The 25,061-nt window shown below is 40.2% G+C and carries 27 protein-coding genes; 18 read left to right on the top strand and 9 right to left on the bottom strand.

Annotation, left to right across the window (positions count from 1 at the left end):
* Positions 1-42 precede the first annotated feature (42 nt).
* The 5 genes from MHB38_RS06420 to hag (MHB38_RS06440) all read left to right on the top strand — a co-directional run bounded on the left by MHB38_RS06420 (position 43) and on the right by hag (MHB38_RS06440) (position 6,044).
* Complete coding sequence (locus MHB38_RS06420) at positions 43-1,515, top strand: Kelch repeat-containing protein (RefSeq protein ID WP_341002931.1); 1,473 nt, start codon at positions 43-45, stop codon at positions 1,513-1,515.
* A gap of 230 nt (positions 1,516-1,745) precedes the next feature.
* On the top strand, positions 1,746-2,648 hold the full coding sequence (gene hag / locus MHB38_RS06425; protein ID WP_148780209.1) for a flagellin Hag: 903 nt from the start codon (positions 1,746-1,748) through the stop codon (positions 2,646-2,648).
* A 274-nt stretch (positions 2,649-2,922) separates the two neighbouring features.
* Positions 2,923-3,843 (top strand): flagellin Hag, encoded by a 921-nt coding sequence (gene hag / locus MHB38_RS06430; protein ID WP_008346310.1) that lies wholly within the window; start codon positions 2,923-2,925, stop codon positions 3,841-3,843.
* A gap of 213 nt (positions 3,844-4,056) precedes the next feature.
* Positions 4,057-4,929 (top strand): flagellin Hag, encoded by an 873-nt coding sequence (gene hag / locus MHB38_RS06435; protein WP_008346308.1) that lies wholly within the window; start codon positions 4,057-4,059, stop codon positions 4,927-4,929.
* 293 nt (positions 4,930-5,222) lie between these two features.
* Complete coding sequence (hag, locus tag MHB38_RS06440) at positions 5,223-6,044, top strand: flagellin Hag (protein ID WP_008346306.1); 822 nt, start codon at positions 5,223-5,225, stop codon at positions 6,042-6,044.
* 32 nt (positions 6,045-6,076) lie between these two features.
* Here hag (MHB38_RS06440) and MHB38_RS06445 read toward each other — a convergent pair whose 3' ends face one another.
* A complete protein-coding gene (locus tag MHB38_RS06445) occupies positions 6,077-7,546 on the bottom strand; it encodes an NAD(P)/FAD-dependent oxidoreductase (RefSeq protein ID WP_202734556.1) in 1,470 nt (489 codons plus the stop codon).
* A gap of 221 nt (positions 7,547-7,767) precedes the next feature.
* Between MHB38_RS06445 and MHB38_RS06450 the strand changes: the two genes are divergently transcribed.
* Entirely contained in the window at positions 7,768-8,592 is an 825-nt protein-coding gene (locus MHB38_RS06450; protein WP_202734555.1) for a methyl-accepting chemotaxis protein, read from the top strand.
* Positions 8,593-8,631: 39 nt separating this feature from the next.
* Here MHB38_RS06450 and MHB38_RS06455 read toward each other — a convergent pair whose 3' ends face one another.
* Positions 8,632-9,003, bottom strand: a complete 372-nt coding sequence (locus tag MHB38_RS06455) for a DUF5412 domain-containing protein (RefSeq protein ID WP_017359605.1) — start codon at positions 9,001-9,003, stop codon at positions 8,632-8,634.
* A gap of 244 nt (positions 9,004-9,247) precedes the next feature.
* Here MHB38_RS06455 and MHB38_RS06460 point away from each other — a divergent pair, with 244 nt between their 5' ends.
* The gene (locus tag MHB38_RS06460; RefSeq protein WP_116306750.1) at positions 9,248-9,871 is read left to right on the top strand and encodes a poly-gamma-glutamate hydrolase family protein; all 624 of its coding nucleotides are present in this window, start codon (positions 9,248-9,250) and stop codon (positions 9,869-9,871) included.
* Here the strand turns inward: MHB38_RS06460 and MHB38_RS06465 are convergent.
* Positions 9,862-10,446, bottom strand: a complete 585-nt coding sequence (locus MHB38_RS06465; RefSeq protein WP_017359603.1) for an ImmA/IrrE family metallo-endopeptidase — start codon at positions 10,444-10,446, stop codon at positions 9,862-9,864. The two genes, MHB38_RS06460 and MHB38_RS06465, sit on opposite strands and share 10 nt — an antisense overlap.
* Before the next feature lie 303 nt (positions 10,447-10,749).
* Between MHB38_RS06465 and MHB38_RS06470 the strand changes: the two genes are divergently transcribed.
* Complete coding sequence (locus tag MHB38_RS06470; RefSeq protein WP_138825607.1) at positions 10,750-11,649, top strand: N-acetylmuramoyl-L-alanine amidase; 900 nt, start codon at positions 10,750-10,752, stop codon at positions 11,647-11,649.
* Here the strand turns inward: MHB38_RS06470 and MHB38_RS06475 are convergent.
* The 6 genes from MHB38_RS06475 to MHB38_RS06500 all read right to left on the bottom strand — a co-directional run bounded on the left by MHB38_RS06475 (position 11,638) and on the right by MHB38_RS06500 (position 15,219).
* Positions 11,638-11,769, bottom strand: a complete 132-nt coding sequence (locus MHB38_RS06475) for a hypothetical protein (protein WP_255201815.1) — start codon at positions 11,767-11,769, stop codon at positions 11,638-11,640. The two genes, MHB38_RS06470 and MHB38_RS06475, sit on opposite strands and share 12 nt — an antisense overlap.
* Before the next feature lie 99 nt (positions 11,770-11,868).
* Positions 11,869-12,045 carry a type II toxin-antitoxin system SpoIISB family antitoxin gene (locus tag MHB38_RS06480; RefSeq protein ID WP_008346289.1) on the bottom strand — a complete coding sequence of 59 codons (177 nt, stop codon included), beginning with the start codon at positions 12,043-12,045 and terminating at the stop codon, positions 11,869-11,871.
* The gene (locus tag MHB38_RS06485) at positions 12,014-12,784 is read right to left on the bottom strand and encodes a type II toxin-antitoxin system SpoIISA family toxin (RefSeq protein ID WP_017359599.1); all 771 of its coding nucleotides are present in this window, start codon (positions 12,782-12,784) and stop codon (positions 12,014-12,016) included. The genes MHB38_RS06480 and MHB38_RS06485 overlap by 32 nt, the downstream gene beginning before the upstream one ends.
* A gap of 138 nt (positions 12,785-12,922) precedes the next feature.
* Positions 12,923-13,921, bottom strand: a complete 999-nt coding sequence (locus tag MHB38_RS06490) for an inorganic phosphate transporter (protein WP_017359158.1) — start codon at positions 13,919-13,921, stop codon at positions 12,923-12,925.
* 15 nt (positions 13,922-13,936) lie between these two features.
* The gene (locus MHB38_RS06495) at positions 13,937-14,554 is read right to left on the bottom strand and encodes a DUF47 domain-containing protein (protein ID WP_017359157.1); all 618 of its coding nucleotides are present in this window, start codon (positions 14,552-14,554) and stop codon (positions 13,937-13,939) included.
* A 206-nt stretch (positions 14,555-14,760) separates the two neighbouring features.
* Positions 14,761-15,219, bottom strand: coding sequence for an ASCH domain-containing protein (locus tag MHB38_RS06500; protein ID WP_008346278.1), 459 nt, complete (start codon positions 15,217-15,219; stop codon positions 14,761-14,763).
* A gap of 227 nt (positions 15,220-15,446) precedes the next feature.
* Here MHB38_RS06500 and ggt point away from each other — a divergent pair, with 227 nt between their 5' ends.
* The 10 genes from ggt to MHB38_RS06550 all read left to right on the top strand — a co-directional run bounded on the left by ggt (position 15,447) and on the right by MHB38_RS06550 (position 24,941).
* Positions 15,447-17,201 (top strand): gamma-glutamyltransferase, encoded by a 1,755-nt coding sequence (gene ggt, locus MHB38_RS06505; RefSeq protein WP_008346275.1) that lies wholly within the window; start codon positions 15,447-15,449, stop codon positions 17,199-17,201.
* 262 nt (positions 17,202-17,463) lie between these two features.
* A complete protein-coding gene (locus MHB38_RS06510; RefSeq protein ID WP_123768172.1) occupies positions 17,464-18,495 on the top strand; it encodes a sulfate ABC transporter substrate-binding protein in 1,032 nt (343 codons plus the stop codon).
* Positions 18,496-18,506: 11 nt separating this feature from the next.
* Positions 18,507-19,352, top strand: a complete 846-nt coding sequence (gene cysT / locus MHB38_RS06515) for a sulfate ABC transporter permease subunit CysT (protein WP_206114291.1) — start codon at positions 18,507-18,509, stop codon at positions 19,350-19,352.
* A gap of 5 nt (positions 19,353-19,357) precedes the next feature.
* Entirely contained in the window at positions 19,358-20,227 is an 870-nt protein-coding gene (cysW, locus tag MHB38_RS06520; protein ID WP_052320227.1) for a sulfate ABC transporter permease subunit CysW, read from the top strand.
* A gap of 15 nt (positions 20,228-20,242) precedes the next feature.
* Positions 20,243-20,974, top strand: a complete 732-nt coding sequence (locus MHB38_RS06525; protein ID WP_025207205.1) for a sulfate/molybdate ABC transporter ATP-binding protein — start codon at positions 20,243-20,245, stop codon at positions 20,972-20,974.
* 240 nt (positions 20,975-21,214) lie between these two features.
* Positions 21,215-21,682 carry a PTS sugar transporter subunit IIA gene (locus MHB38_RS06530; RefSeq protein ID WP_008346265.1) on the top strand — a complete coding sequence of 156 codons (468 nt, stop codon included), beginning with the start codon at positions 21,215-21,217 and terminating at the stop codon, positions 21,680-21,682.
* A 50-nt stretch (positions 21,683-21,732) separates the two neighbouring features.
* Positions 21,733-23,106 carry a PTS galactitol transporter subunit IIC gene (locus MHB38_RS06535; protein ID WP_007498866.1) on the top strand — a complete coding sequence of 458 codons (1,374 nt, stop codon included), beginning with the start codon at positions 21,733-21,735 and terminating at the stop codon, positions 23,104-23,106.
* A gap of 19 nt (positions 23,107-23,125) precedes the next feature.
* Positions 23,126-23,404: a PTS sugar transporter subunit IIB gene (locus tag MHB38_RS06540; RefSeq protein ID WP_008346262.1), complete on the top strand. Its 279-nt coding sequence runs from the start codon at positions 23,126-23,128 to the stop codon at positions 23,402-23,404.
* Between the two features lie 62 nt (positions 23,405-23,466).
* Positions 23,467-23,913, top strand: a complete 447-nt coding sequence (locus MHB38_RS06545; RefSeq protein WP_008346260.1) for a hypothetical protein — start codon at positions 23,467-23,469, stop codon at positions 23,911-23,913.
* The gene (locus MHB38_RS06550; RefSeq protein WP_017367078.1) at positions 23,910-24,941 is read left to right on the top strand and encodes an alcohol dehydrogenase catalytic domain-containing protein; all 1,032 of its coding nucleotides are present in this window, start codon (positions 23,910-23,912) and stop codon (positions 24,939-24,941) included. Before MHB38_RS06545 ends, MHB38_RS06550 begins: the two co-directional genes overlap by 4 nt.
* The last annotated feature ends 120 nt before the right edge of the window (positions 24,942-25,061 follow it).

A 25,061-nucleotide genomic window follows, 5' to 3' on the forward strand; every position in this document is an offset into this window, starting at 1 on the left:
AACGATAAAAGGAGGGAACATAACGAGTTGGAGGAATAGAAAATGAAAAAAAGGTTTTTATTATTTATCACGGTACTCCTATTAATGAGTACTCTTAGTCCATTTAAAGCAAATGCAGAAAATTCAATTGGATGGACGAAACGAGCTGATTTACCAGAAGAACGTATTAATGCTGGTGTGGGAGTCGTTGATGGGAAGATTTATGTATTTGGTGGAGCAAGTGAAAAAAATAAGTTGAATAACCAAACATTTATGTATGATCCAAAAAAAGATGTTTGGGAAGAGAAAGCCAGTATGCCAAGAAATAGAACAGGCGGTACTTACGCTACTGTAGGTAAAAAAATCTATCTAATAGGTGGAATTAATGAAGAGACAGAAGTAGCTTATAACACTATAGATATTTATGATGCAGAACTTGATCAGTGGGCTGAAGAGCCGATTCGAATTCCAAGAGAGCCGGTTTTTTCAGCTTATAGTAAAGGAACTTTACAAGCAGTTGCAGTGAAAGAGAAGATATATATTGTATCTTCAAAAAACTCATATAAGAATAATGTCTATGAATACAATACAGTATCTGGTGAATGGAAGAGCTTGAACTCATCGGGTTTACCATCTCGGAATGGGAGAGCCATTTCTGCAATTGACGGAAAAGTATATGTTGCAGGTGGCGAAAATTCGATAGGGCATAGTAGAGAAAAGTATTTGTTTCAGTATGATATTGCAACAGATACTTGGAAGAGACTTATTGATGTTCAGTTAACAACTTATACATATGAACCCTCCTATGAAACTTACAACGGCAAGTTCTTTATTATTGGTGGGCAATTATATGGTGATAGTTCGAAAAATATGGTAAACAAAGTTCAGATTTTCAATCCGAAAGATGGCCAATTTAAAAATTCAGCATATGATTTACCAGAAGGTAGAGTATCAGCTGTCGCAGCAATTGTTGATGACCAATTGTATGTCATTGGCGGACGTAACTATTCGGAATCTATGAGACATCTTTCTGTAAAAAGTGATTACAGATCCGTGATTTCTATTTCATTAAAAGACTTACAAGTGACTGAGGATGAAACAAAGCCAGATGATGGGATAGCAGAAGACCCAAAGGATCAAGACGGGACACAGCCAGGTGATGATACAACAGAAGAACCGAAAGATCAGGACGGGACACAGCCAGGTGATGATACAACAGAAGAACCGAAAGATCAGGACGGGACACAGCCAGGTGACGGCACAACAGAAGAGCCGAAAGACCAAGATGGAACAAAACCAGGAGAAGAAACTGTAAAAGGTATACTTTCTATTACCATGATCAATGGGTTACAAAAGGATTATCTGCTCTCAATGAAAGAAATCAACGATTTTCTTAATTGGTATAAAGAAAGAAGCTTTGGAATCGGAATGAACTTTTATGAAATCAACGATGAGCACAATAAAGGACCTTTCACAAGTAAGAAAGATTACGTGGTATACCAAAATATCTTAATATTTGATATCAAGCAATACTGATATTCATATAATGGAAAAACTGCTGGTGAAAGATCAGCAGTTTTTGTTTTTGTGAAATTGTTAAAATTAGGACTAATATCATTAAAAATGCGTTATTTTTTAAAAAATCTGTTAAACATCCTATAACCATGTCCGATATTAAAATTGACAGGGGTGATAAGCCCTAGAACGAAGGACTTTTTTCAGACAAGGACGTCTGTCAGGTCCCACATACATGGAGGTAATAGGAAATGAGAATTAACCACAATATCGCAGCACTTAACACATTAAACCGTTTATCTGCAAACAACGGTGCGAGCCAAAAGAACATGGAGAAACTTTCTTCTGGTCTTAAAATCAACCGTGCAGGAGATGACGCAGCAGGTCTAGCGATCTCTGAAAAAATGCGTGGACAAATCCGCGGATTAGAAATGGCTTCAAAAAACGCCCAAGATGGTATCTCACTTATCCAAACAGCTGAAGGTGCATTGACTGAAACTCACTCAATCCTTCAACGTGTACGTGAGCTTGTTGTTCAAGCTGGAAACACGGGTACACAAGACGATACAGATCTTGGTGCAATTCAAGAAGAAATCAAGAACCTTGTCCAAGAAATTGGTAATGGTTCTGAGAAGAATGGTATCTCTGATCGTACTGAGTTCAACGGTAAAAAATTGTTGAATGGTGCTTTCGCTAATGGTACAGCTACTTTAACTTTCCAAATCGGTGCAAATAAAGCACAAAAATTAGAAGTAAATATCGAAGCAATGTCTTCTGATAAAATTGGTGCTACTCAACCAGATGGAACTCTTGTAACTGGTCAAGCGGTCTCTAACATTGATGTTACACAATTCGCTGCTGCTACACCAACACTTACATTTGATCAGCAACTAGACATCGTAGATGGTGCAATCGAACAAGTTTCAAATCAACGTTCTAAACTAGGTGCGGTTCAAAACCGTCTAGAGCACACGATCAACAACCTTGGTGCTTCTGGTGAAAACTTAACAGCTGCTGAGTCTCGTATTCGCGACGTTGACATGGCGAAAGAAATGAGTGAGTTCACTAAGAACAACATTCTTTCTCAAGCTTCACAAGCAATGCTTGCACAAGCGAACCAACAGCCACAAAACGTACTTCAATTACTTCGTTAATGACAGGCCCCTTTATGGGGCTTTTTTGTTTTGTTCCTATTCAATTTAATACAGGTTATGTGCTCATCACTTGAACGAAGAGAATAATAGAAATCTATTTAAAACTAAATGGTGAATAAAGATATGTAAAATCGATCAATATATATTAAAAAATGTTAAACTTCCTATGAAATAATCCGATAAAAGAATTGTCAGGGTTGATAAGCCCTAGAATAAAGGACTTTTTTCAGACAAGGATGTCTGTCAGGTCCCACATACATGGAGGTAATAGGAAATGAGAATTAACCACAATATCGCAGCACTTAACACACTGAACCGTTTATCTGCAAACAACGGTGCGAGCCAAAAGAACATGGAGAAACTTTCTTCTGGTCTTAAAATCAACCGTGCAGGAGATGACGCAGCAGGTCTAGCAATCTCTGAGAAAATGCGTGGGCAAATCCGCGGATTAGAAATGGCTACTAAGAACGCACAAGACGGTATCTCTCTTATCCAAACGGCTGAGGGTGCATTGACTGAAACTCACTCAATCCTTCAACGTGTTCGTGAACTAGTGGTTCAAGCTGGAAACACGGGTACACAAGACGATACAGATCTTGGTGCAATTCAAGAGGAAATCAAGAACCTTGTCCAAGAAATTGGAAATGGTACTGATAAAAACGGTATCTCTGATCGTACAGAATTTAACGGAAAGAAATTACTTGACGGTACGTTCAGCGCAGCTGGTGCTACACCAAAATCATTAACTTTCCAAATTGGTGCAAATAAAGCACAAAAATTAGAAGTTAATATTGAAGCAATGTCTTCTACAGCACTTGGTGCGGTTGATCCCGGTACTGGTGCTCTTATTGCAGACCACGCAGTAGCTGACATCGATGTAACACAATTTGCTGATCCAGCTGCTGCTGGCGCACTTTCTTTTGATGATCAATTAGATATCGTTGATGGGGCGATCAAACAAGTATCTGACCAACGTTCTAAACTCGGTGCAGTTCAAAACCGTCTAGAGCACACAATCAACAACCTTGGTGCTTCTGGTGAAAACTTAACAGCTGCTGAGTCTCGTATCCGTGACGTTGACATGGCGAAAGAAATGAGTGAGTTCACAAAGAACAACATTCTTTCTCAAGCTTCACAAGCAATGCTTGCACAAGCAAACCAACAACCACAAAACGTACTTCAATTACTACGTTAATGAAGAGCCCTATATGGGGCTTTTTTTGTTTCCTAACTTCATACAGTTCATAAAACTGAATATGTTAAAATGCGATAAAAAATATTAAAGAATGTTAAACTTCCTATAAAATAAACCGATAATACACTTGTCAGGGTATATAGACCCTAGAAAAAAGGACTTTTTTCAGACAAGGACGTCTGTCAGGTCCCGCATACATGGAGGTAATAGGAAATGAGAATTAACCACAATATCGCAGCACTTAACACATTAAACCGTTTGTCTGCAAACAACGGTGCAAGCCAAAAGAACATGGAGAAACTTTCTTCTGGTCTTAAAATTAACCGTGCAGGAGATGACGCAGCAGGTCTAGCAATCTCTGAAAAAATGCGTGGACAAATCCGCGGACTAGAAATGGCTTCTAAAAACGCACAAGACGGTATCTCTCTTATCCAAACAGCTGAAGGTGCATTGACTGAAACTCACTCAATCCTTCAACGTGTTCGTGAACTAGTGGTTCAAGCTGGAAACACGGGTACACAAGACGATACAGATCTTGGTGCAATTCAAGAGGAAATCAACAACCTTATCAAAGAAATCGGTGGCGGAACGGATGGAAATGGAATTTCTGATCGTACTGAATTCAACGGTAAAAAATTGTTGAATGGCGACTTTGAAACAGATACATTAACATTCCAAATTGGTGCAAACAAAGCTCAAAAATTAGATGTGAACATCAAAGCGATGTCTGCTGATAAAATTGGAACAGATCCAACTGACGCTACTAAAACAGTATCTGCTATTAAAGTAACTGATTTTGCAACAACTAGTTTCGATGATCAACTAGATATCGTTGACAATGCAATTAAACAAGTTTCAGATCAACGTTCTAAACTTGGTGCAGTTCAAAACCGTCTAGAGCACACAATCAACAACCTTGGTGCTTCTGGTGAAAACTTAACAGCTGCTGAGTCTCGTATCCGTGACGTTGACATGGCGAAAGAAATGAGTGAGTTCACAAAGAACAACATTCTTTCTCAAGCTTCTCAAGCAATGCTTGCACAAGCGAACCAACAGCCACAAAACGTACTTCAATTACTACGTTAATGAAAGGCCCCTTAATGGGGCTTTTTTTATGCTCTTTTTTCTTCGCTTTTTCTCCTTCTCTTCACTTGTGATTCTTTAATCCCTCTGTTAAATCATGAAAAACGACCTTTAAATTTGGCATACTCTAGCGAAACGATCATATTGAATAAGACTTTCTCCTTATTTATTCCTTTTTTGTTAAACATATTCCATTAAAGTTCGATAAATGGATTGTAAGGCTTACAAAAAAATTCTAATTTAGAACTTTTGGACATGGATGTCTAATTGGTTCAAACACATGGAGGTCATTTAATATGAGAATTAACCACAATATCGCAGCACTTAACACACTGAACCGTTTGTCTGCAAATAATGGAGCAGGGCAAAAGAACATGGAGAAGCTTTCTTCTGGTCTTCGTATCAACCGTGCAGGAGATGACGCAGCGGGTCTTGCAATCTCTGAAAAAATGCGTGGACAAATCCGCGGATTAGAAATGGCATCTAAAAACGCACAAGATGGTATTTCTCTTATTCAAACAGCTGAAGGTGCATTAACTGAAACTCATGCGATTCTTCAACGTATGCGTGAATTGACAGTTCAAGCAGGTAACGTTGGTACACAGCAGACTGAGGATTTAACGGCGATTCAAGATGAGATTAAAGCACTTGTTGAAGAGATTGATGGTATCTCAAGCCGCACAGCATTTAATGGAAAGAACCTTTTAAATGGAGATGTTACAGACGGATTCCAATTCCAAATTGGTGCGAACAAGGAACAACATATTATTGTTGAAATTGGTAAAATGGATGCAGAAACATTAACAGTTAAAGATATTGATGTAAGTGTTGATGGCTTCAATTTCGATACTGAAATTGAAAAAATTGATGCGGCAATCGGCGCTGTATCTAAACAACGTTCATCACTTGGTGCGGTCCAAAACCGTCTAGAGCACACTATTAACAACCTTGGTGCTTCTGCTGAAAACTTAACAGCTGCTGAGTCTCGTATCCGTGACGTTGATATGGCGAAAGAAATGAGTGAGTTCACTAAGAACAACATTCTTTCTCAAGCATCTCAAGCAATGCTTGCACAAGCGAACCAACAGCCGCAAAACGTACTTCAGTTATTACGTTAATTAAAAGCCCCCGTTGAGGGGCTTTTTTTATGTTAGTTTGATTTTAGCAATTGATGTAATTGAAAGTCTGGAACAGCTTCATAGAAGAAAGCTCGATTTAATTCCTCATTCTTTTGATCCCACCTATGCCACCAGTGGCCGACATCACCAGTGAAGTCAGCTTGAATCATGTCTTGCAGCTGCTCTAGGTTGATGATTTTTCTCGGTTCTATTAAGAATGAATGCATACGATGATACGCCTCAAGGTATTTAGTTTGTTTTGTTTGAACGGCATATTGTACATAATAATTTAAAAATTCTTGTACAAATGTCAGATGGGGAATGGGGGTTCCTTTTAACTCGACGCCTTCCCATGCCATATCCGCAATTGCACAAAGCCACCAGCCAAGCTCATTGGCATGCTGCATTTGTTGTAAGGTATGCCGTTCAAAAGAAATAAGCTCATTTTCTTGTGCTTGTTTGAGCATACGCTCAAGTGTCTGTGCCTCAAGAGCGGCTTTTGTCATTCCCTGACCATGTATTGGATCTAATGTGCATAAGGCATCACCCATGACCAATAAGCCGCTTGGCCAATCTTCCATTTGTTCATAGTGGTTTCTGACACAAGCCGGAACTCTAAATCCTTTTGGTTTCGTATAGGGAATTAAATGAGTGATGGCTTCTGCTATCGAGGAATTGGTCAGCCTAGCGGTCTCTACATCAAACTGATCAGCGTCCGTTGTTGGATAATGAGAGCCGCCAGCTGCAGAGAGAAGAACCGCTGCTAAATCATGATCTACTCGTTCAAACAGTCCTGTTGGAATTTTTTTATTTGGCTGTCCAACGATGACCATTGGTTCTAGGTTCGGTGCCTCAGGTGATATTTGGTAGTATCTTGTGCTATAGCCAAGTGAGACGATTAGCTCATCTGTCTGCGGCAAGGTTCGTCCTGCGTTTTTCAGCCATTTTGGCAATTTAGATATTCTTCCAGACGTATCAATGACTAAGTCCGCACTTATTTTATTGATGATTCCAGGCTTTATCCTCCGATCTTTGACCTGTAATCCACTCACTTTAGTCGTTTCTTCTTCAAAAAGAAGAGCGATCGCTTCATGTTTTTCTAAAAATTGAACACGTTCCTCACGTAACATTCTTTGCATCAGCACCCACTCTAGCATGGCACGTCGTGTGACAGCTGTTTCTTCAGTATCGGTGAGTACTAACTCGCCATCTTTTGTTATAAAGCGAGATGTCTGATGCCGTGTGTTGTACCCGCCCAATTCCAGTAATTCTTTTGTATAACCAGGAAATAGACGTTCCACTATTTGTTTGCCTAGTGGCAGCATTCTATGTGGATGAAAAGCTTGAGGCGTGCCAAGACGATTCTCAGGAGCGTCTGGCAATTCGTCCTTTTCAATAATCAATACTTCAAGGTAAAAACTTGATAAAACCTTTGCAGCAAGCATTCCCGTTATTCCGCCTCCGATGACGATCGCCCGCTCATATTTCATGGGTTGTGTCACAACATGCGCCTCCAGTGAATATATAAAATGGTTACATGACCATTTCATCATATGTTGATTTTCTAAGTATAGCAAATTCTCTTTTTTTTGAATATAAAAAGGAATTGGCATACTTTTTACTCGTAAATATGAAAAAAACTTCAATCATGATCATTATTTTTAAAAAATAATGATCAAATTTAAGAGGAATGACCGATAAATACATTAAGGGGGTAGAGAGAATGGATATACTACAGGGTATTGTAACAGCAGCACCTTATATGATGAAGATTTTAAAAGATGAAGTGACGATGGGGGTCATTGATCGAGAAAAATTCTTGCTGTATTTGCCATCAAAAGATGTGGATTTTCAAATACGGACAGGAGATCCCATTAAACCAGATGATCAGAATATGAAAAATGCGCTTAGAGGCGAAACATCAAGTACATTTGTACCTGAATCGGTGTATGGGACGCCTTTAAATGCAATGGGATTGCCGATTTTCGATGAAAATCAACAAGTCATTGGTGCAATCGCTTTAGGTTTTCCACTTAAAAATCAAATAGAACTTGAGGCGTATATGGAGTCATTGAACGACATCATTCAAAGTATTCAAGAAAAAGTACATGTGGTGGCGGCTCATTCAGAAGAGCTCTCTGCGACAAGTGAGGAAATGACATTCCAAACACAGCAAACACTTGAAAGCTCGAAAAAAACTTCAGATATTACAAAAATGATCAAAGGTATCTCTAAACAAACGAGTTTGCTAGGATTGAATGCTTCAATTGAAGCGGCCAGGGCAGGAAAAGAGGGAGCGGGTTTTAGTGTGGTAGCAAGCGAGGTTCAAAAGCTCTCAAGCGAAACCTCACGTGCAACGGAAAATATAGAAAGCTCATTGCAAGGGATTTCCTCTAATATACATACATTACTTGAGAGTATGGGCCATATGAAAGGGTCATCTTCAGAACAAGCTTTATTAGTGATGGAGTTTAGTGAAATTGTAGACCGGTTGACGACGGTTAGCAAAGAAATGAAAGAATTTATGCAAAAGGTGATGTCAACGTAAAAAACGAATCCAAAAAGGGTTCGTTTTTTTGCTGGCTCGTTATTTTCTGTTTTTCTGATCAAAGCGATAATCGTATGTTTCACCTTTGACCACATTTAAAAACTCATGTCCAATTTGAACGAGCTGTGCATTTTCCCATTTAATCAGAGGATCTTTATCAGGGTACTTCCAGTAGATTGTTTTCTTGTGATGGGTGAGTTTGTTTTCAATTTCTGCTCTGACCGCATTCTCTTTTAGCTTTCCTCCGCTATGTCGATATGTGTTAATGGTATAGGTTCCATCAGGTGATGATATCGAGCGGATGAATGTTCCGTGAGACACGCCTTGAAGAGAGAAGCATTTCCAGTAAATAATTCCGGCGAAGCTAAGACATAAGATGGCAAGGATGATGGTGGTTTTCTTTTTAAACATGAATTCCTCCAGGTGTAGATCGCAATATTCTAATATATGAGAGAGATGACAAAAAGATTCATATAGTCCAAAAGTTCTATTCATTTCAATTATCGGTCATTTTTCCTCAACATTCAACAGTTAGCCCGTAAAGATAAGGAAAATTTAAGGATGCATTCAGATCACACTGGTCATTCGAAAACACTTTACAAAAGAATTTGCGATCAGTAGACTTATGCTCATATAGAGAAATGGGGCAGATGGAATGAATCAAATCATAGATACGTATCAAAATTATGAAGAGCTTTCCGCTCATGAAAGAAAAGGGATCGACTATCAAATTCTTCATCAGCGGAAAGGGGATCAGCTTCTCGTCCTGTCACCTCATGCGGGCGGAATTGAATCTGGCGTGAGCGAGCTGGTCCATGAAGTAGCAACCGATTATTCTATGTATTTATTCGAGGGCCTTAAAGTGAAAGGCAATCATGTTCTTCATATTACGAGCACACGTTTTGATGAGCCGATTTGTCTTTCTCAAGTGCATACACATCATTATACATTTGCACTCCACGGCTATGGAGAAACAGAGGTCCTACAAACTTTAGTTGGCGGTACCGACAGGGAAAAAGCTGCTGAAACAGTGAAGTGTCTCACACAAAATGGCTTCCATGCCTTGCTTTTATCTGAATCGGATCAATTTGCTGGAACACATCCTCAAAATATTAATAATCAATGCCTCACAGGAAAAAGTGTTCAAATTGAAATTAGCCAAGCTCAGAGAAGAGCTTTCTTTCAAGACTTTAGGCGGAGCCGTAGGCGTGATACACAAACCGAACAATTTTATCAATACACAAATGCGCTGAAACAAGTGTTAAGCCTTTATGAATAAACTTCTGACGTCACGTGTGCTGACGCTTTTGTTTGATATGTAGCTTCATTTTCTGCGACCTTGCTGGCTCTCATTAAATAAGAAGTAAATTCTTTTTGAAATTGAATGCCGGCTCTTCGCTGTTCAAATAGAGCAAGCCGTTTTTCAGCAAAAGCCCGAGTGACATGAAATGTTTGAGCAATATGCAAAATGGCTTGCTGCCTAAGGTTTGGGAGCGTCATTTGCAGCAGCATAAAAGTCGGAACACAAAAGTGATACATGAATTGTTTTGCTTGAAACTCTTGCAGTTCTCGAAAGAGCTTGTGCATGTTAAAGTGGTTGCCTGTATGCTTCAGCACATGACAAAGCTCGTGGGCGAAATCCTGCCACTGTTCTTCTGACGATAAGGCTCTGTTTAAAATAATACTGTAAAGACCTTGATGTTTGATCATCATGCTGCCAGTATCCTCGTAGTGTACCCATACATGAAATTCAGCTGCGATCCTATGCATGTCTACATAGGCAGGGCCGCTTATTTGCAGTTGAGTGTATAACCGTTTAATATCTTCTTCTAAATGGGTTAAAAAATAAGTCATGTCAAAACCTCCATACAAACGTATGTTCTATTTTTGCCGTAAAAGAAAAGTCCATATAGGACTAAATGGCTAATAAAGCTATCGCTTACTTTTTATATCGGCTTGTTTTTAACAATTTTAACATAAAATCAAAGAAAATTGGAAGTTTTTCCTGTTTTTATTCTGTTTTTTTATAAAGATAAAATGGCGATTGAATTCAAATTTTACCATAGTCTTATGACGAAAACAAACAAATTTGTCTTACGTTTGCCACCGATTGATGAGCAAGATCAAACATCAATTTAACAAAAAGGAGTGCAAAACATGGTACAAATTTATCAAGATTTTATTCCAGTTGGAAACGGAAATCGGCCAGGATATGCTATGACGCCGCTTTATGTAACTGTGCATAACACAGCCAATACATCTAAGGGAGCTGACGCAAAAAGTCACGCGGCATATGTCAAACGCTCAACAACAGAGGTAAGCTGGCACTTTACAGTGGATGACAAGGAAATTTTTCAGCATCTCCCTTTAAATGAAAATGGATGGCATGCTGGGGATGGACATGGAGATGGCAACCGAAAATCGATTGGCATTGAAATTTGTGAAAATGAGGATGGAAACTTTCAACAAGCTGTCAAACATGCCCAGTGGCTTATTCAAAAGCTTTTAAAAGAACATGGCATTCCATTAGCAAATGTGGTGACGCATCAGCATTGGTCAGGAAAAACATGTCCACGTCTGCTGCTAGCTACATGGGATGAATTTAAAAGAGGAATTGAGACTGCAGGTGATCCGGAAACGGTGATCACATATGTGGTGAAAAGCGGGGATACGCTAACGAGTATTGCCAAAGCCCATGGTGTCACAGTGAGTGATTTACAGACATGGAATCAGATTAGTGACCCGAACATGATTCGAGTTGGACAAGTTCTCAAGATTTATCATGCAGAAGAAAAGCTCAGTTATGAACTGCCAGATGGGGTGTTAAAGGTGACATCACCTCTGACAAAGGGGGAGCATGTACGTCTCGTCCAAAAAGCGCTTGCTGCTGTGTATTTTTATCCTGACAAAACAGCTGCAGATAAGGGCATTGATGGCGTTTATGGGGAAAAAACAGCCAATGCCGTCGCGCGATTTCAACTGATGAACGGTCTAACAAGTGATGGAGTATACGGTCCTAAAACAAAAGTGAAGTTGCTTCAACTATTAAATCAGTGAGTCTTTCTTTTTGGCCGCTTGAATGACGGCTTCACTTTTTTCGTGTAATCGGCAGATATAAGGGGATGGCTTAAATTCAGCAAACTGAACATACCTCAATTGTTTAAGTTTCTTTTTCATATTGGCACCTCAATCGTTGCAGCAGTTGGTTTTATTGTATGCAAGTAGATGTGAAAACGGAAGTAGGACGCGGATGATGTTCCGCGTCCTTTAGTGTAATCAAGCTTTTTTATTTTTATACTCATCTAGGAGCTGTTCATTCTTTTTGAAAATACGCTCCGTATGGGGACTTACTTTGTAATCAGCCATACTAATATGGCGCTTTTTCTTTAAAATCTTAAATGGGTTTTTCTTGCGATTGTTATTATCCCCTTGAAGTGCGTGTTCCATCTTCATCACCTTCCTCTTCGTCAGGCAAGATTAGGTCATAAATCGTTGTAAGTGAAGTCATTAATAAATAGTCGAATTCAGTGACAATTTCCTCAGAGGTCAGCTTAATCACAAAGTGTGCATCCGCTACTGAAAACGGGATGAGAACCAATTTGCCGAAGTCATCGTAATACACTTCCTGCCTGTCAAGCTTTGCTTGAATAAGCGCTCTCTGATCAAGTGTCCGCAGCAGGTCATCTTTTTGCTCCTGCGTATCATAAGGACAAAGAACTGCTTGAATATTCATTTTTTCTGCAAAAGAATAGATCAGTCGTTCAATTCCCTCTATATATGCTTCTATACTTCCATAATATACATGGATCGGTTCGTTTTTCAATAGGTATTGGTACGTTTTTAGTTTATTGAGGTAAGAATGAAGCAGGTCGTTATTTTGTTCTAGGAGTTGATGGGTGTCGGTTTCAAGTTCATGATTTCCGAGTTTTTTAATATAGGAGCTGAGGAAAATAAAGGCATCAGTTAATGCGAAAAAAACAGCAATAATCAGGTAGTGCATCCAATCGGTGAAGATTGAAGCAGGGTCATTTGTCCAGTACACAACAGCACCCGCTACATAAATCCAATACCACGTTTTACGAATCGCAAACATCTTTTCTTTTACTTTTTGTTCAAAGCGCCATACCGCAAATACATATACAGCAAGAGCACCTAGCAATAACCAAACAGTCAATTGAAAAAATAATAGCATGTTCCTCTCTCCCATAGACAGATGGATACTTATTTATTTCTATGGATATGTTTGGAAACCCTGCTTCATGAAAAAATGGCTTGCAGAAAAAGAGGATGCAAACAAATAAAAAAAGACCTGTTAGACAGGTCTTTGATATTAGAGAATCGCATTTAACACAAAGTATATAAGTGCCCCTAGAGTTCCCGAAATCGGTAATGTGATCACCCAAGTGACAAGCATACGTTTTGCCGTACCCCAGTTGACTCCTTTTACTCTATGTGCAGAACCTACACCTAGAATAGAAGATGAGATCACGTGAGTGGTACTAACAGGTAAGTGAATAAATGTTGCACCGAAGATAATAGCTGCACCCGTTAAGTCTGCAGACACTCCGTTTACTGGACGAATCTTCATGATTTTACCGCCGACTGTTTTAATAATCTTCCAGCCGCCAATAGACGTACCTAGTCCCATTGCAAGTGCACAAGAGAATTGTACCCAGAAAGGAATGTCGTCTGTTGTATGCAAATTACCTGCAATTAAAGCCATCGTAATAATTCCCATCGCTTTTTGCGCATCGTTTGTTCCGTGGGTATACGATTGCAGTGCAGCCGTTAAAATTTGAACACGTCGGAATTGTTTATTTGTTTTTGCGAGATTGTTATTTCGGAATATAATTTTGATAATGGTATACACGATATATCCTAAAACAAAAGCCAGGATAGGTGAAAGCAAAAGTGCTTGAATGATTTTAATGAATCCCGAATAGTTTAAAGCGCCAAAACCAGCAGAGGCAATAACAGCTCCTGCAATTGATCCGATCAGTGCGTGTGAAGAACTACTCGGAATCCCGTAATACCAAGTAAGCAAGTTCCAAGTTATCGCTGCAATTAAAGCAGCCAAAATGACGACAGATCCGTTTTGAAGTGTAAAAGGATCTGCGATGTCTTTTGTAATGGACTTTGCCACACCTGTAAATGTCATTGCTCCTAAGAAGTTCATAAACGCTGCCATAATAATAGCATGTCTAGGCTTTAACGCCTTTGTTGAAACAGAAGTAGCAATGGCATTTGCTGTATCGTGGAATCCGTTAATGAAATCAAAAGCAAGTGCACAAATGACAATAAGTATGGTAAGGATGAGTAATGTATCCATGTTTAACTAACCCCGTTACGCATTCTTCATAATGATTGTTTCTAGATTGTTGGCAACACTTTGACAGGAATCTGCGATTTCTTCAAGTGTTTCGTAAATTTCTTTGTATTGAATGACCTTAATTGGATCTGTTTCTTTTCCAAACAAGTTCTTTAGTGATTTGCGGTGAAGATTGTCACAATTATGCTCAATCTCTTTAATTTTGATTGCGTGCGGATGAATATCTTTCAAGCGATTATCAGCCAGTAATTCAATAGTCGTTAAAATTTCTTTCGCACATTCTCTGATGTAGTGGCTGAATTTGTCGATATGTTCGTCAGAGCTTGTAATTGAATAAATTTCTAAAGTTGCTGAAAAATGCTCAATTCCGTCTAAAACATCGTCGAGGCTATTCGTCAATTGAAGAATGTCTTCACGTTCAATCGGTGTAATAAAGGCTTTATTCAGCTCTTTAATCATGGTATGAACATGATTATCACCTTTTGTCTCATATTCCTTCAATGTGTCAGAAAATTCTTTCAGAGTGGTTTGATTTGTTACTTTATAGCTAACAAAATACTCAGCAGTTTCATCTAAATTTTTAGCAATTTCCGTTAACAAGACGGAAAACTTGTCTTTTTTCCTTTTTAACATGTAAAAACCCTCCATTGTATAAATGAGACAATGCACACATCAAATAATTATATATTCTTTTGTCGAAAAAAAACAGGTGTAGTCGAAAATTTCTTCACTTTTTCTATTTGATCTTATTCTGACCTAAAGATGTGATCTCAACTCACCTTTTTCAGAAAGGGGAAAAGAAAGCAAAAAAGCGGACCATTTTTGGCACCGCTTAAACGTTAAGAAGCTGAATAAACAAGCTTAAATCGCTCACAAACAAGAAGCATATCTTCCTTAAATGTTAATCCGTACGGCTTAAGGGCTTCTGTGAAAAATTCTTCATGTTCTTTGTACCAATAGTCATATGAAAGATCGCCTTCACCTTCTGCTTTTGCAAATGATTCAGGAACCTCATTCATAGGCATGATATCTACTTGCGTGATCTCTATGATGGCTTTTGGTTCCTCCCGGCTGTCCAAAATGACCGCATAATGACCGGGTTTTGGAAGAGGCTCTTGTTCTTTTTCGTAAAAAAGGTATCCAGAACAAGTGGCTGTTTTTTTTCCTTGTTGTACAAGGTCAAGCAAGTGATCTGGGTTTGCGCCAAATGCCCAAGCAGAAACAGAGGCGTGATCAGGAGTTTTTCCTGATTTTTCTTCCCAATAAGATTCCCAAAATAAAGTGCTTTTGTGGTTCATCCTTTTTCCCCCTTTGTTATGAGTTTATTATATCGTGAAGTTTCCTACTTGAAAAACGTATGTCTTTATTACTACAAGATGTGCATGTCATATGTTTTGAAAACATGTGTTTTGTTTGGCAGATATAGGATGATAGAATGAAAAATTTTGAAATTTTAGAATAATCTATTGTATTCTGGTCAAGAAGTCGGTAAGGTCAAAGTAAGAATATGGAAGGGGTGTTGTTCATGAAACGCATTTCTCTAACTGTTTTGTCCATATGTCTGTTTGTTTTCTCGTTTTTCCTGCCGGTCAGCCAAGTCACTGCAAACGAAACTCATGGGAATAAAGTAGCTGTTGGCAAAGATGGGATGGTGGCTACTGCACATCCGCTTGCATCGGAGATTGGTGCTGACGTATTGAAAAAAGGTGGGAACGCAGTGGATGCTGCTGTTGCCATTCAGTACGCACTTAATGTAACAGAGCCAATGATGTCTGGAATTGGCGGCGGCGGATTTATGATGGTTTATGATGGGAAGACAAAGGAAACATCCATCATCAATAGCAGAGAGCGAGCACCACAGGGCGCAACACCTGACATGTTTTTAACAGATGATGGAAAAGTGATTCCGTTTGCTGAGCGATCTACACATGGAAATGCGGTAGGTGTTCCAGGGACTGTAAAAGGTCTTGAAGCTGCATTAGATAAGTGGGGTACTCGTTCTATGAAGGAATTGATTGAGCCCTCCATTCAACTTGCAGAAGATGGTTTTGAAATTGATTCTGTCTTGGCAAAAGCGATTGATGATCATCAAGCAAAATTGAAAAAAACGGCCGCAGCGCCAATTTTTCTTCCAAATGATCAGCCGCTCGAAGAAGGAGATCTGCTTGTCCAGCCAGGTCTTGCAAAAACATTTAAACTTATTGCGAAAAAAGGAAGCAAAGCGTTTTATGAAGGAAAAGTAGCAAAGGCACTTGCAAATACAGTTCAAGATTTTGGCGGGACGATGACTTCAAAAGATATCAAACGTTATGAAGTCAAGACTGACAAGCCAATCTGGGGAGACTATAAAGGATATCAGCTTGCAAGCATGCCTCCACCAAGCTCGGGCGGGGTGTTTATGCTACAAATACTCAAAATACTTGACCATTTTAACCTGTCTCAGTATGACCCCAAATCATTCGAAAAATATCAGCTGCTTGCTGAAACGATGCACCTCTCCTATGCTGACCGAGCCGCATATGCCGGCGACCCCGAATTCGTAGATGTTCCACTAAAAGGACTATTAGACGATGATTACATTTCAGAAAGAGCCTCTCTCATTCAATTAGATCAAATGAATCGCAGCCCGAAAGAAGGAGATCCTTGGGCATATGAGGATGAAAAAAATCCATCCCCAATTGTTCCTCAGCCAGAAGATAAAACCATTGGTGAGACGACCCATTTTACTGTTGCAGATCAGTGGGGAAATGTTGTGTCATTCACCACTACCATTGAACAATTATTTGGTACAGGGATTCTTGTTCCAGAGTATGGATTTTTCTTAAATAATGAACTAACTGATTTTGATGCACGACCTGGCGGGGCAAATGAAGTCCAGCCAAATAAACGTCCATTATCAAGTATGACCCCGACGATCATTTTTAAAGATGGAGAGCCTGTCATGACTGTTGGATCTCCTGGTGGAACGACGATCATTGCTTCTGTTTCACAGACGATTCTCAATTTACTTGAATATGACATGGAGCTTCAGGATGCGGTAGAAGAGCCAAGAATCTACACAAACAGCTTAACTTCGTATCGTTATGAAGTAGGTGTCCCTCTAGATGTAAGAACAAAGTTAAATGATATGGGTCACCAGTTTGGCAGTTCGCCTATTGATATAGGGAATGTGCAAGCTTTACTGATTGATCGAAAAGCAGGGACATTTACTGGAGTAGCTGATTCTACGAGAAATGGAACTGCTGTTGGTGTCAATCTAAAAGTAGCTGCAGATCAATAGCATTTCCCGGGAAAAGAAGCGCCTCATCAAGAAGGCGTTTCTTTTTAGTTTTCATTAAAATAAAAACACAGTTGACACCTGTGAATAGTTTGAATAATATATAGACTAACATCAATCATACATAGCTGATCGGACAACCGAAGGCTCTTGGCATTGACGTACAGGACTTTTTTGTACTTCAATCGCTGAGGGCCTTTTTTGCGTATAGAACTGAAAACGGCAAGGTTGGTGTCACTATTCAATGTGAAAGGGAGCGGATAACATGAAAAATTGGATATGGATGTCTATTGCGATGACACTTTTCATCATCACAAGTGCCGCATGCTCAAATGCGAATGAAGCCTCAAATCAAAATGGAAAGGTTGAGCTGTTGAATGTGTCATACGATCCTACACGTGAATTGTATCAGGAATACAATCAAGCCTTCCAGACTTATTGGAAAGACAAAACCGGTGAAGATGTGACGATACAGCAGTCTCATGGAGGGTCGGGTAAGCAGGGGAGATCGATTATTGATGGACTCGAAGCAGACGTGGCTACACTTGCTCTTGGGTACGACATTGATGCCATTGCAGATCGAGGGCTACTTTCAAAGGATTGGCAAAAAGAATTTCCGAATCAGTCCACACCTTACACGTCTACGATTGTGTTTCTTGTGAAGAAAGGGAACCCCAAAAATATTAAAGACTGGGATGACTTGCTTCAGCCAGGTGTATCTATCATCACACCAAATCCAAAAACGTCAGGCGGTGCAAGATGGAATTATTTAGCCGCATGGGCATATGCCGATAAAACCTTTCATGGGGATGAAGAAAAAACGAAGGATTTTGTAAAAAAGTTATATGAGCATGTTGAGGTACTCGATTCAGGTGCTCGTGGCGCCACAACAACTTTTGTCGAGCGCGGTCTTGGTGACGTGTTAATTGCTTGGGAAAATGAAGCCTATTTAACACTGCATGAATTAGGCAAAGACAAATTTGAGATTGTCAGTCCCTCCATTAGTATTTTAGCAGAGCCGCCCGTTGCCGTTGTCGACCAAAATGTGAAACGAAAAGGAACAGAGAAAGTGGCAAAGGCTTATTTAGATTATTTGTATTCTAAAAAAGGACAGGAAATTGCGGCGAAAAACTATTATCGACCAAGAAATCAAGAAGTGCTAAACAAATATAAAGATCAATTTAAAGAGATTGATATGGTGACCATTGATCATGCATTTGGCGGATGGCGAAAGGCGCAGAAAAGATTTTTTGATGATGGCGGATTATTTGATCAAATATATAGCGGACAAAAATAGGGGGCGATGTGATGAAGAAAGGCTATGCTGCCGCCAATAAAAGAAAACGTGTATTGCCTGGATTCGGGCTGAGTCTCGGAGTGACACTTGTTTTTGTCAGTGCGATTGTCGTGATTCCTTTATCTATGGTATTTATTTGGACGGCTTCATTAGGAGCAGAAGGAATTTGGAATGTCTTTAGTGATGCGCGGGTGCTAAAGTCGCTGCAGCTTACGGTTACGACTTCTTTTGCAGCTGCACTCATCAATGCAGGTTTCGGTGTACTGATCGCATGGGTTCTCACGCGGTACTCGTTTCCAGGAAAGAACATCCTGGATGCCCTCATCGATTTGCCGTTTGCTCTTCCAACGGCAGTGGCTGGCATCGCTTTGACGACTCTTTATTCTCCGAATGGGTGGATTGGGCAATTTTTGCATGTGAAGGTGGCATACACCCCGCTCGGTATTATTTTGGCACTGATTTTTATTGGCATTCCATTTGTCATAAGAACGGTTCAACCGGTCATTGAGGGGCTTGAGCAGGAAGTGGAAGAGGCCGCAGCTATACTTGGTGCTACAAGAAAACAGACCTTTTTTCATGTACTGCTGCCTGCCTTGTTTCCAGCGGTAATGACTGGATTTTCTCTGGCATTTGCAAGAGCACTCGGTGAATATGGCTCCGTTGTGTTTATAGCGGGAAATATTCCGTTTAAAACAGAGATTACACCACTGATGATCATGTCTAAGCTTGAGCAGTATGATTATCAAGGTGCCGCAGCCATTGCCTGTTTCATGCTGCTCTTATCATTTGTCATTTTGTTATTGATTCACGGATTGCAGTGGTTTGTCGAGCGGAAAAAACAAGTGGAAGTGAGGTGAGACGATTGGAAAGGGAGCTTCTTAAAGAGCACCGCATCAAGTACAGGAGTCCTGTGACGGAATCAAAAGCGGTGAAGCGTATGTTGATTAGTGTGGTGTATGCTTTTTTGATTTTGTTTTTACTCATGCCGTTGATTGCTGTGTTTTCAAAGGCTTTTGAGAAAGGATGGAGTTCTTATCTTCTTGCCATCTCACATCCAGACACGCTTGCGGCAATTAAATTGACTGTTTTCATTGTGATGATCACATTGCCGCTTCAAATGATTTTTGGGATCAGTGCTGCTTGGCTCATCACAAAATTTCATTTCCCGGGAAAACGTTTGTTAACAACTGTCATTGATCTTCCGTTTGCGGTGTCACCTGTCATTGCAGGACTTGTATTTGTACTTTTATTTGGTTCAAATGGACTTTTAGGACCGTGGCTATTAGCAAATGGATGGAAAGTGATTTACTCTGTACCGGGGATGATTCTTGCGACCATCTTTGTGACATTTCCTTTTGTTGCGAGAGAATTAATTCCGTTTATGCAAAATGAAGGCATTCATGAGGAAGAAGCATCGCTTACGCTTGGTGCCAGTGGGTGGAAGACCTTTTTCCTTGTGACACTTCCAAATATAAAATGGGCCCTTTTTTACGGCGCCATTTTAGCAGGGGCAAGGGCGATTGGTGAATTTGGTGCAGTGTCGGTTGTATCCGGTCATATACGCGGAATGACGAATACGATGCCGCTTCATATAGAAATTCTATACAACGAGTATCAATTCCAAGCGGCTTTTGCCGTGGCCTCTCTCATGGCGTTTGTAGCGGTCATTACATTAATCATCAAGCAGATCATTCAGCAGAGAGATCACAGGCTTGGCAAGCGTTCAAAATAAATGGAGGGATCATCCTTGGGGATTACAGCGAAACAAATATCAAAGCAATTTGGGCAGACGAAGGTTTTGCAAAACGTGGATTTGACGATCGGAAATGGGGAATTAATATCCTTACTAGGACCATCTGGATCAGGTAAGACGACTTTATTAAGAATTATTGCAGGGCTTGATGATGCGAATACAGGGCAGATCTTATTTGGAGAACAGGATTATACTCACATCCCAGTGCGAAAACGGAAAATTGGTTTTGTCTTTCAGCAATATGCGCTTTTTCGAAATATGACGGTATTTGATAATGTGGCTTTTGGATTGAAGATGAAACCTAGAGGTGAAAGGCTGCCTAAAAAAGACATCAAAGAGCGGGTGCATGAGCTGCTGAAAGTCGTTCAATTAACGCAGTATGCTCACCGTTATCCAGAGCAGCTGTCAGGTGGACAAAAGCAGCGTGTAGCACTTGCACGTGCGCTAGCCGTTAAACCGAAAGCTCTTCTCTTAGATGAACCTTTTGGTGCACTAGATTCAAAGGTGAGAAAAGAATTAAGACATTGGCTGAAAAAAGTTCATCAAGAATTTCAAATGACGACCATCTTTGTGACGCATGATCAAGAAGAAGCGTTTGATATCGCTGATCGTGTTGTGGTGATGAATGAGGGCAGAATCGAAAAAATCGGCACAAAAAAAGAAATGACAGAGCAGACAGACAACCTTTTTGTAGCTGAATTTTTAGATATAGGAAGCCATATTTAACAAGAAGTTGATGCGATGTAATGAAAGAGATGCGGCAAAAAGCTGCATCTTTTTTTATAAAAATTTTCCTAGGAACATTGACTTATAATTTCGAATATTATAATATCTTTACAAAGGTAACAGCATTGAACATTTTATAAAACATCTATTTGTAAGCGCTTCACAAAAGGTTCTATTTTAAAATGTTCATTCTTTTTGTTACATGTGTTCATATTTATACCAAATGAAAGGGGTGGTTGTTTGAACAGCTTGTTTGAGTTAGATCAACAGCTGATTGAGCTGCAATACGAAGCATCTTCAAGTGAGGAGGTGACTGCCTATTTAGCAGAAAGGTTAGAAACTGGAGGGTATATCAAATCGAGCTTTTTACCAGCAGTGCTTGAAAGAGAAAAAACATATCCGACCGGTCTTCCTCTTGCGACCTTTGGGGTAGCCATTCCCCATACAGATCCTGAACATGTAAACAAACCGGCGATCAGTGTAGCGACATTAAAGGAACCTGTTATTTTTCATAAGATGGGAAGCCCTCATGAGACAGTTCAAGCCAAAATTGTGTTCGTTCTGGCAATCTCTGAACCTAGTAAACAGCTCGTGATGTTAGAGAAACTGATGACGCTTTTCAGAAAAGAAGAAGTAATGACAAGTTTATCTCACATGACATCGTATGAAGAAGCAGTTGATGTACTTCAAAAAGAATTAAACCAATAGCTATTCACGACATAATGTAAGCGCTTTATTTAAAATCAGGAGGTGGATGTATGATCAAGCAAGCCGTCGATTTCATCTTAGACTTAGGGCCAACAATTATGCTCCCAATTATTATGACGTTATTCGGTATGATTTTAAGGCAAGGATTTAAAAAATCCTTCCGTGCAGGTATTACGATCGGAATTGGATTTGTCGGGGTCAATCTTGTCATTAATTTACTCGTAAGCGGTCTTGGACCAGCAGCCAAAGCCATGGTCAATTCTCTTGGATTAAAGCTTGATATTTTAGATGTCGGCTGGCCGATTGGAGCCGCCATTTCATTTGGTACACCTGTTGCTCCTTTGATGATTCCTCTTGTGCTCTTGTTAAATGTCATTTTGCTGTCTGTTAACTTTACGAAAACATTGAATGTGGATATTTGGAATTTCTGGCATTTGATTTTCGCTGCTTCTGTTACTTACTACGCTTATCATAATATGTTCTTAGCTCTTGCCGTTGGTTTAATCGTTTCTGCGATTACACTAAAACTAGCCGATTGGACGGCACCGACGATTGAACACCATTTCGGATTAAAAGGCGTATCGATGGCTCATGCTGAAACGGTCAACTTCGCTCCGCTCATGTATGCGTCAAACCGCGTGATTGATAAAATCCCTGGTTTAAACAAAATTCATGCGGATCCAGAAACTTTGAAAAAACGTTTTGGCATCTTTGGTGAACCACTTGTGATGGGTCTTATACTTGGTATCATTATTGGTCTTCTTGGTGGCTATGATGCAAAAGGTGTCATGACCCTTGGAATTCAAATGGCTGCAGTGCTTGTGTTAATGCCAAGAATGGTTGCTTTATTAATGGAAGGACTTATTCCAATCTCTGAGGGTGCTCGTTCTTATATTCAAAAGCGTTTCCCTGGAAAAAATGTCTATATTGGTTTGGATACAGCGATTGTCATTGGTCATCCAGCGAATATGGCTGTAGCCCTTTTGATGGTGCCAATCACCATTTTGCTCGCTGTCGTTCTTCCCTACAATGGTATGCTGCCGTTTGCAGACTTATCGGTTCTGCCATTTACAGTGGTATGGGCAGTAGCTGCCGCTCGTGGGAATATTATTCGCGGCCTCATTAACAGTATTTTTACTTTAATGATTGTTTTCTTCATTGCAACGAACCTTGCACCACTCGCCACCACAATGGGGAAAGCAGTTGGTTTCGACTTCCCAGAAGGGGCAAATATGATCTCTGGTATTGATCTTGGTTCACACGTCATTCCTTGGATCATGGTGAGACTTCTTGATCCGAGCAACCCTTACTTCATTGCAGCGATTGTCTGTGCACTGGCATATGCGCTTCTTTGGTACTGGGTGCGAAATGATATTAAAAAGCAGTATGCAAAAGAAATGGGCTTAGATCAGAAAGATCAATAAATGAGCTGGAGGGATTCTCATGGCAAAAAAAATATTAGTATCTTGTGGAACGGCAGTTGCTACGTCAACGGTTGTAGCAAAAAAGGTAGAAGAGACATTAAAGGAAAAAGGATACGATGTCATCGTTGAACAGTGTAAGGCATCTGAGGTTCCGCAGAAAGCGGAGGGTGCTGATTTAATTGTGACGACAACGCCTGTTAGTGATACAAAAGGAACGCCTGTGATTCAAACGTTGTCTTTTTTAACGGGATTTGGCATTGAAGAGGATATTGAAAAAATTATCGATCATATTAAGTGAACGATGGTTGCGTGGAGGAGCTGCGAAAGCTCCTTCCATGTCATTTGAAAGGAGGAGCTCTCATGCAGCAGCATGCTTATAGCCGAACGTCTGCCATGTTTTCTATTTTCCTTCCGGCCTTGTTAATATGTGTGTTTTTTCTCTGGTCTCTTTATACGTTGATGTCGGCAGGACCTGAGCCATTAGCTGTGTTAGGTGTCTATACGCTGCCTATCCTTATGCTTTCTAGCATCACTGGCCTGAATCAGCCAACGAATATCATGATTAGTGAAGATGAGCTGAAAATAGGTGCTTTTGGCAGGTGGCACACATATGCCGTGTCCGATATTAAAGGAAAATTGTTTTTAAAACCATATCCTCATATCGGGAAAGTATATGTCAGAGTGGGACCTGCGCGAATATTTGGCGGACGCTACTGGATTTCAAGTGAGATGAGTGAGTACAAGCAGCTCGTTCAATCCTTGCAGAGTCTTGCGACATGTGATGAAAAGGAGGATGCGGCTAAATGAAATCAGCTGTCTTTTATTCTTCAGAGGACATTCGTTACGAGGAGCGGAAGCGGCCAGCCATTGGTGATGATGAAGTATTATTAAAAATGCGTGCCTGCGGCTTATGCGGGACGGATATTTATAAAGCAACACATGAGACGGTACCTCCTGGCACAGTGCTAGGGCATGAAATCGCTGGTGACATTATCGAAACAGGCCGTCACGTCACACATGTTCAAACGGGAGACAGGGTGTATGTAGCGCATCATGTCCCTTGTTTCACTTGTGACTTTTGTCAAAGAGGATTTTATACAATGTGCCCGCAATTTGCAGCCACAAATGTAGAGCCGGGCGGTTTTTCGGAATATATTCGTGTTCCTGCTTTACATGTGAAGCATACAATGGGCAAGCTCCCACATGACGTCTCATATGAACAAGGAGCGATGGTCGAACCGGTTGCCTGCTGTCTTCACGGCTTTGAAAGGGCGCCCGTTCATCCTGGAGATTCGGTGTTGATTCTTGGAGCGGGGCAAATTGGCTGCATTCAATTACAGCTTGCCAAATATTATTTGGCTGGAAAAGTGATGATCACAGACGTAAATGAGAACAGGCTCCTTCAAGCAAGAAATCTTGGGGCGGACGTCGCTTTTCATCCAGCATCTGAGCCAGTAGAAAACCGCGTCATGAAAGAAACAGATGGAAAGGGAGCGGACCTTGTCATTATTTCTGTGGGGAGCAGTGCGCTTTTAAAAGAAGCATTTCAAGCTGTTGCAAGAGGCGGAACGATTTTGGTCTTTGCTCACTTTCCAAAAGGGGATGTCTCCATTCCAGCAGAACGTTTTTTCCATGATGAAGTGAAAGTAGTCGGAGCTTATTCCTCGCATCCATACCATTATCGTGAAGCGCTAGAGCTCTTAAAAGCAAAGGTCGTTCATACAGAAAAAATGGTGACGCATCGATATCCATTAAGTCAGCTTCGTCAGGCGATAGAATGCGCTAGGCATCCAGAAGGTGAAAGCGTCAAAATCATGATGTATCCAGATGAATGAGAATGTACGAGATGGAGAGAAAGAGAAGGTCTTTGGAAAAGGGCTTTGCCTTTCTCTTTTTTTCTGAAAAAAGATGAAAACGCTTAAAAAATAAACGGAAATACTTGACTTCAATGAGAG

Source organism: Bacillus sp. FSL K6-3176, from assembly GCF_038003325.1.
Taxonomy (GTDB): Bacteria; Bacillota; Bacilli; order Bacillales; family Bacillaceae; genus Bacillus; species Bacillus altitudinis.

Excerpts from the sequence above, each read along its gene's own strand:
- MHB38_RS06495 (WP_017359157.1), bottom strand. The coding sequence starts at position 14,554 with ATGTTAAAAAGGAAAAAAGACAAGTTTTCCGTCTTGTTAACGGAAATT.
- hag (WP_008346308.1), top strand. The coding sequence starts at position 4,057 with ATGAGAATTAACCACAATATCGCAGCACTTAACACATTAAACCGTTTG.
- MHB38_RS06500 (WP_008346278.1), bottom strand. The coding sequence starts at position 15,219 with ATGAACCACAAAAGCACTTTATTTTGGGAATCTTATTGGGAAGAAAAA.
- MHB38_RS06540 (WP_008346262.1), top strand. The coding sequence starts at position 23,126 with ATGGCAAAAAAAATATTAGTATCTTGTGGAACGGCAGTTGCTACGTCA.
- hag (WP_008346310.1), top strand. The coding sequence starts at position 2,923 with ATGAGAATTAACCACAATATCGCAGCACTTAACACACTGAACCGTTTA.
- MHB38_RS06465 (WP_017359603.1), bottom strand. The coding sequence starts at position 10,446 with ATGACTTATTTTTTAACCCATTTAGAAGAAGATATTAAACGGTTATAC.
- MHB38_RS06545 (WP_008346260.1), top strand. The coding sequence starts at position 23,467 with ATGCAGCAGCATGCTTATAGCCGAACGTCTGCCATGTTTTCTATTTTC.
- MHB38_RS06490 (WP_017359158.1), bottom strand. The coding sequence starts at position 13,921 with ATGGATACATTACTCATCCTTACCATACTTATTGTCATTTGTGCACTT.
- MHB38_RS06550 (WP_017367078.1), top strand. The coding sequence starts at position 23,910 with ATGAAATCAGCTGTCTTTTATTCTTCAGAGGACATTCGTTACGAGGAG.
- hag (WP_148780209.1), top strand. The coding sequence starts at position 1,746 with ATGAGAATTAACCACAATATCGCAGCACTTAACACATTAAACCGTTTA.
- MHB38_RS06510 (WP_123768172.1), top strand. The coding sequence starts at position 17,464 with ATGAAAAATTGGATATGGATGTCTATTGCGATGACACTTTTCATCATC.
- MHB38_RS06475 (WP_255201815.1), bottom strand. The coding sequence starts at position 11,769 with ATGAAAAAGAAACTTAAACAATTGAGGTATGTTCAGTTTGCTGAATTT.
- MHB38_RS06460 (WP_116306750.1), top strand. The coding sequence starts at position 9,248 with ATGAATCAAATCATAGATACGTATCAAAATTATGAAGAGCTTTCCGCT.
- ggt (WP_008346275.1), top strand. The coding sequence starts at position 15,447 with ATGAAACGCATTTCTCTAACTGTTTTGTCCATATGTCTGTTTGTTTTC.
- MHB38_RS06450 (WP_202734555.1), top strand. The coding sequence starts at position 7,768 with ATGGATATACTACAGGGTATTGTAACAGCAGCACCTTATATGATGAAG.
- MHB38_RS06485 (WP_017359599.1), bottom strand. The coding sequence starts at position 12,784 with ATGCTATTATTTTTTCAATTGACTGTTTGGTTATTGCTAGGTGCTCTT.
- hag (WP_008346306.1), top strand. The coding sequence starts at position 5,223 with ATGAGAATTAACCACAATATCGCAGCACTTAACACACTGAACCGTTTG.
- MHB38_RS06455 (WP_017359605.1), bottom strand. The coding sequence starts at position 9,003 with ATGTTTAAAAAGAAAACCACCATCATCCTTGCCATCTTATGTCTTAGC.
- cysT (WP_206114291.1), top strand. The coding sequence starts at position 18,507 with ATGAAGAAAGGCTATGCTGCCGCCAATAAAAGAAAACGTGTATTGCCT.
- MHB38_RS06420 (WP_341002931.1), top strand. The coding sequence starts at position 43 with ATGAAAAAAAGGTTTTTATTATTTATCACGGTACTCCTATTAATGAGT.
- MHB38_RS06470 (WP_138825607.1), top strand. The coding sequence starts at position 10,750 with ATGGTACAAATTTATCAAGATTTTATTCCAGTTGGAAACGGAAATCGG.
- MHB38_RS06480 (WP_008346289.1), bottom strand. The coding sequence starts at position 12,045 with ATGAAGATGGAACACGCACTTCAAGGGGATAATAACAATCGCAAGAAA.
- MHB38_RS06535 (WP_007498866.1), top strand. The coding sequence starts at position 21,733 with ATGATCAAGCAAGCCGTCGATTTCATCTTAGACTTAGGGCCAACAATT.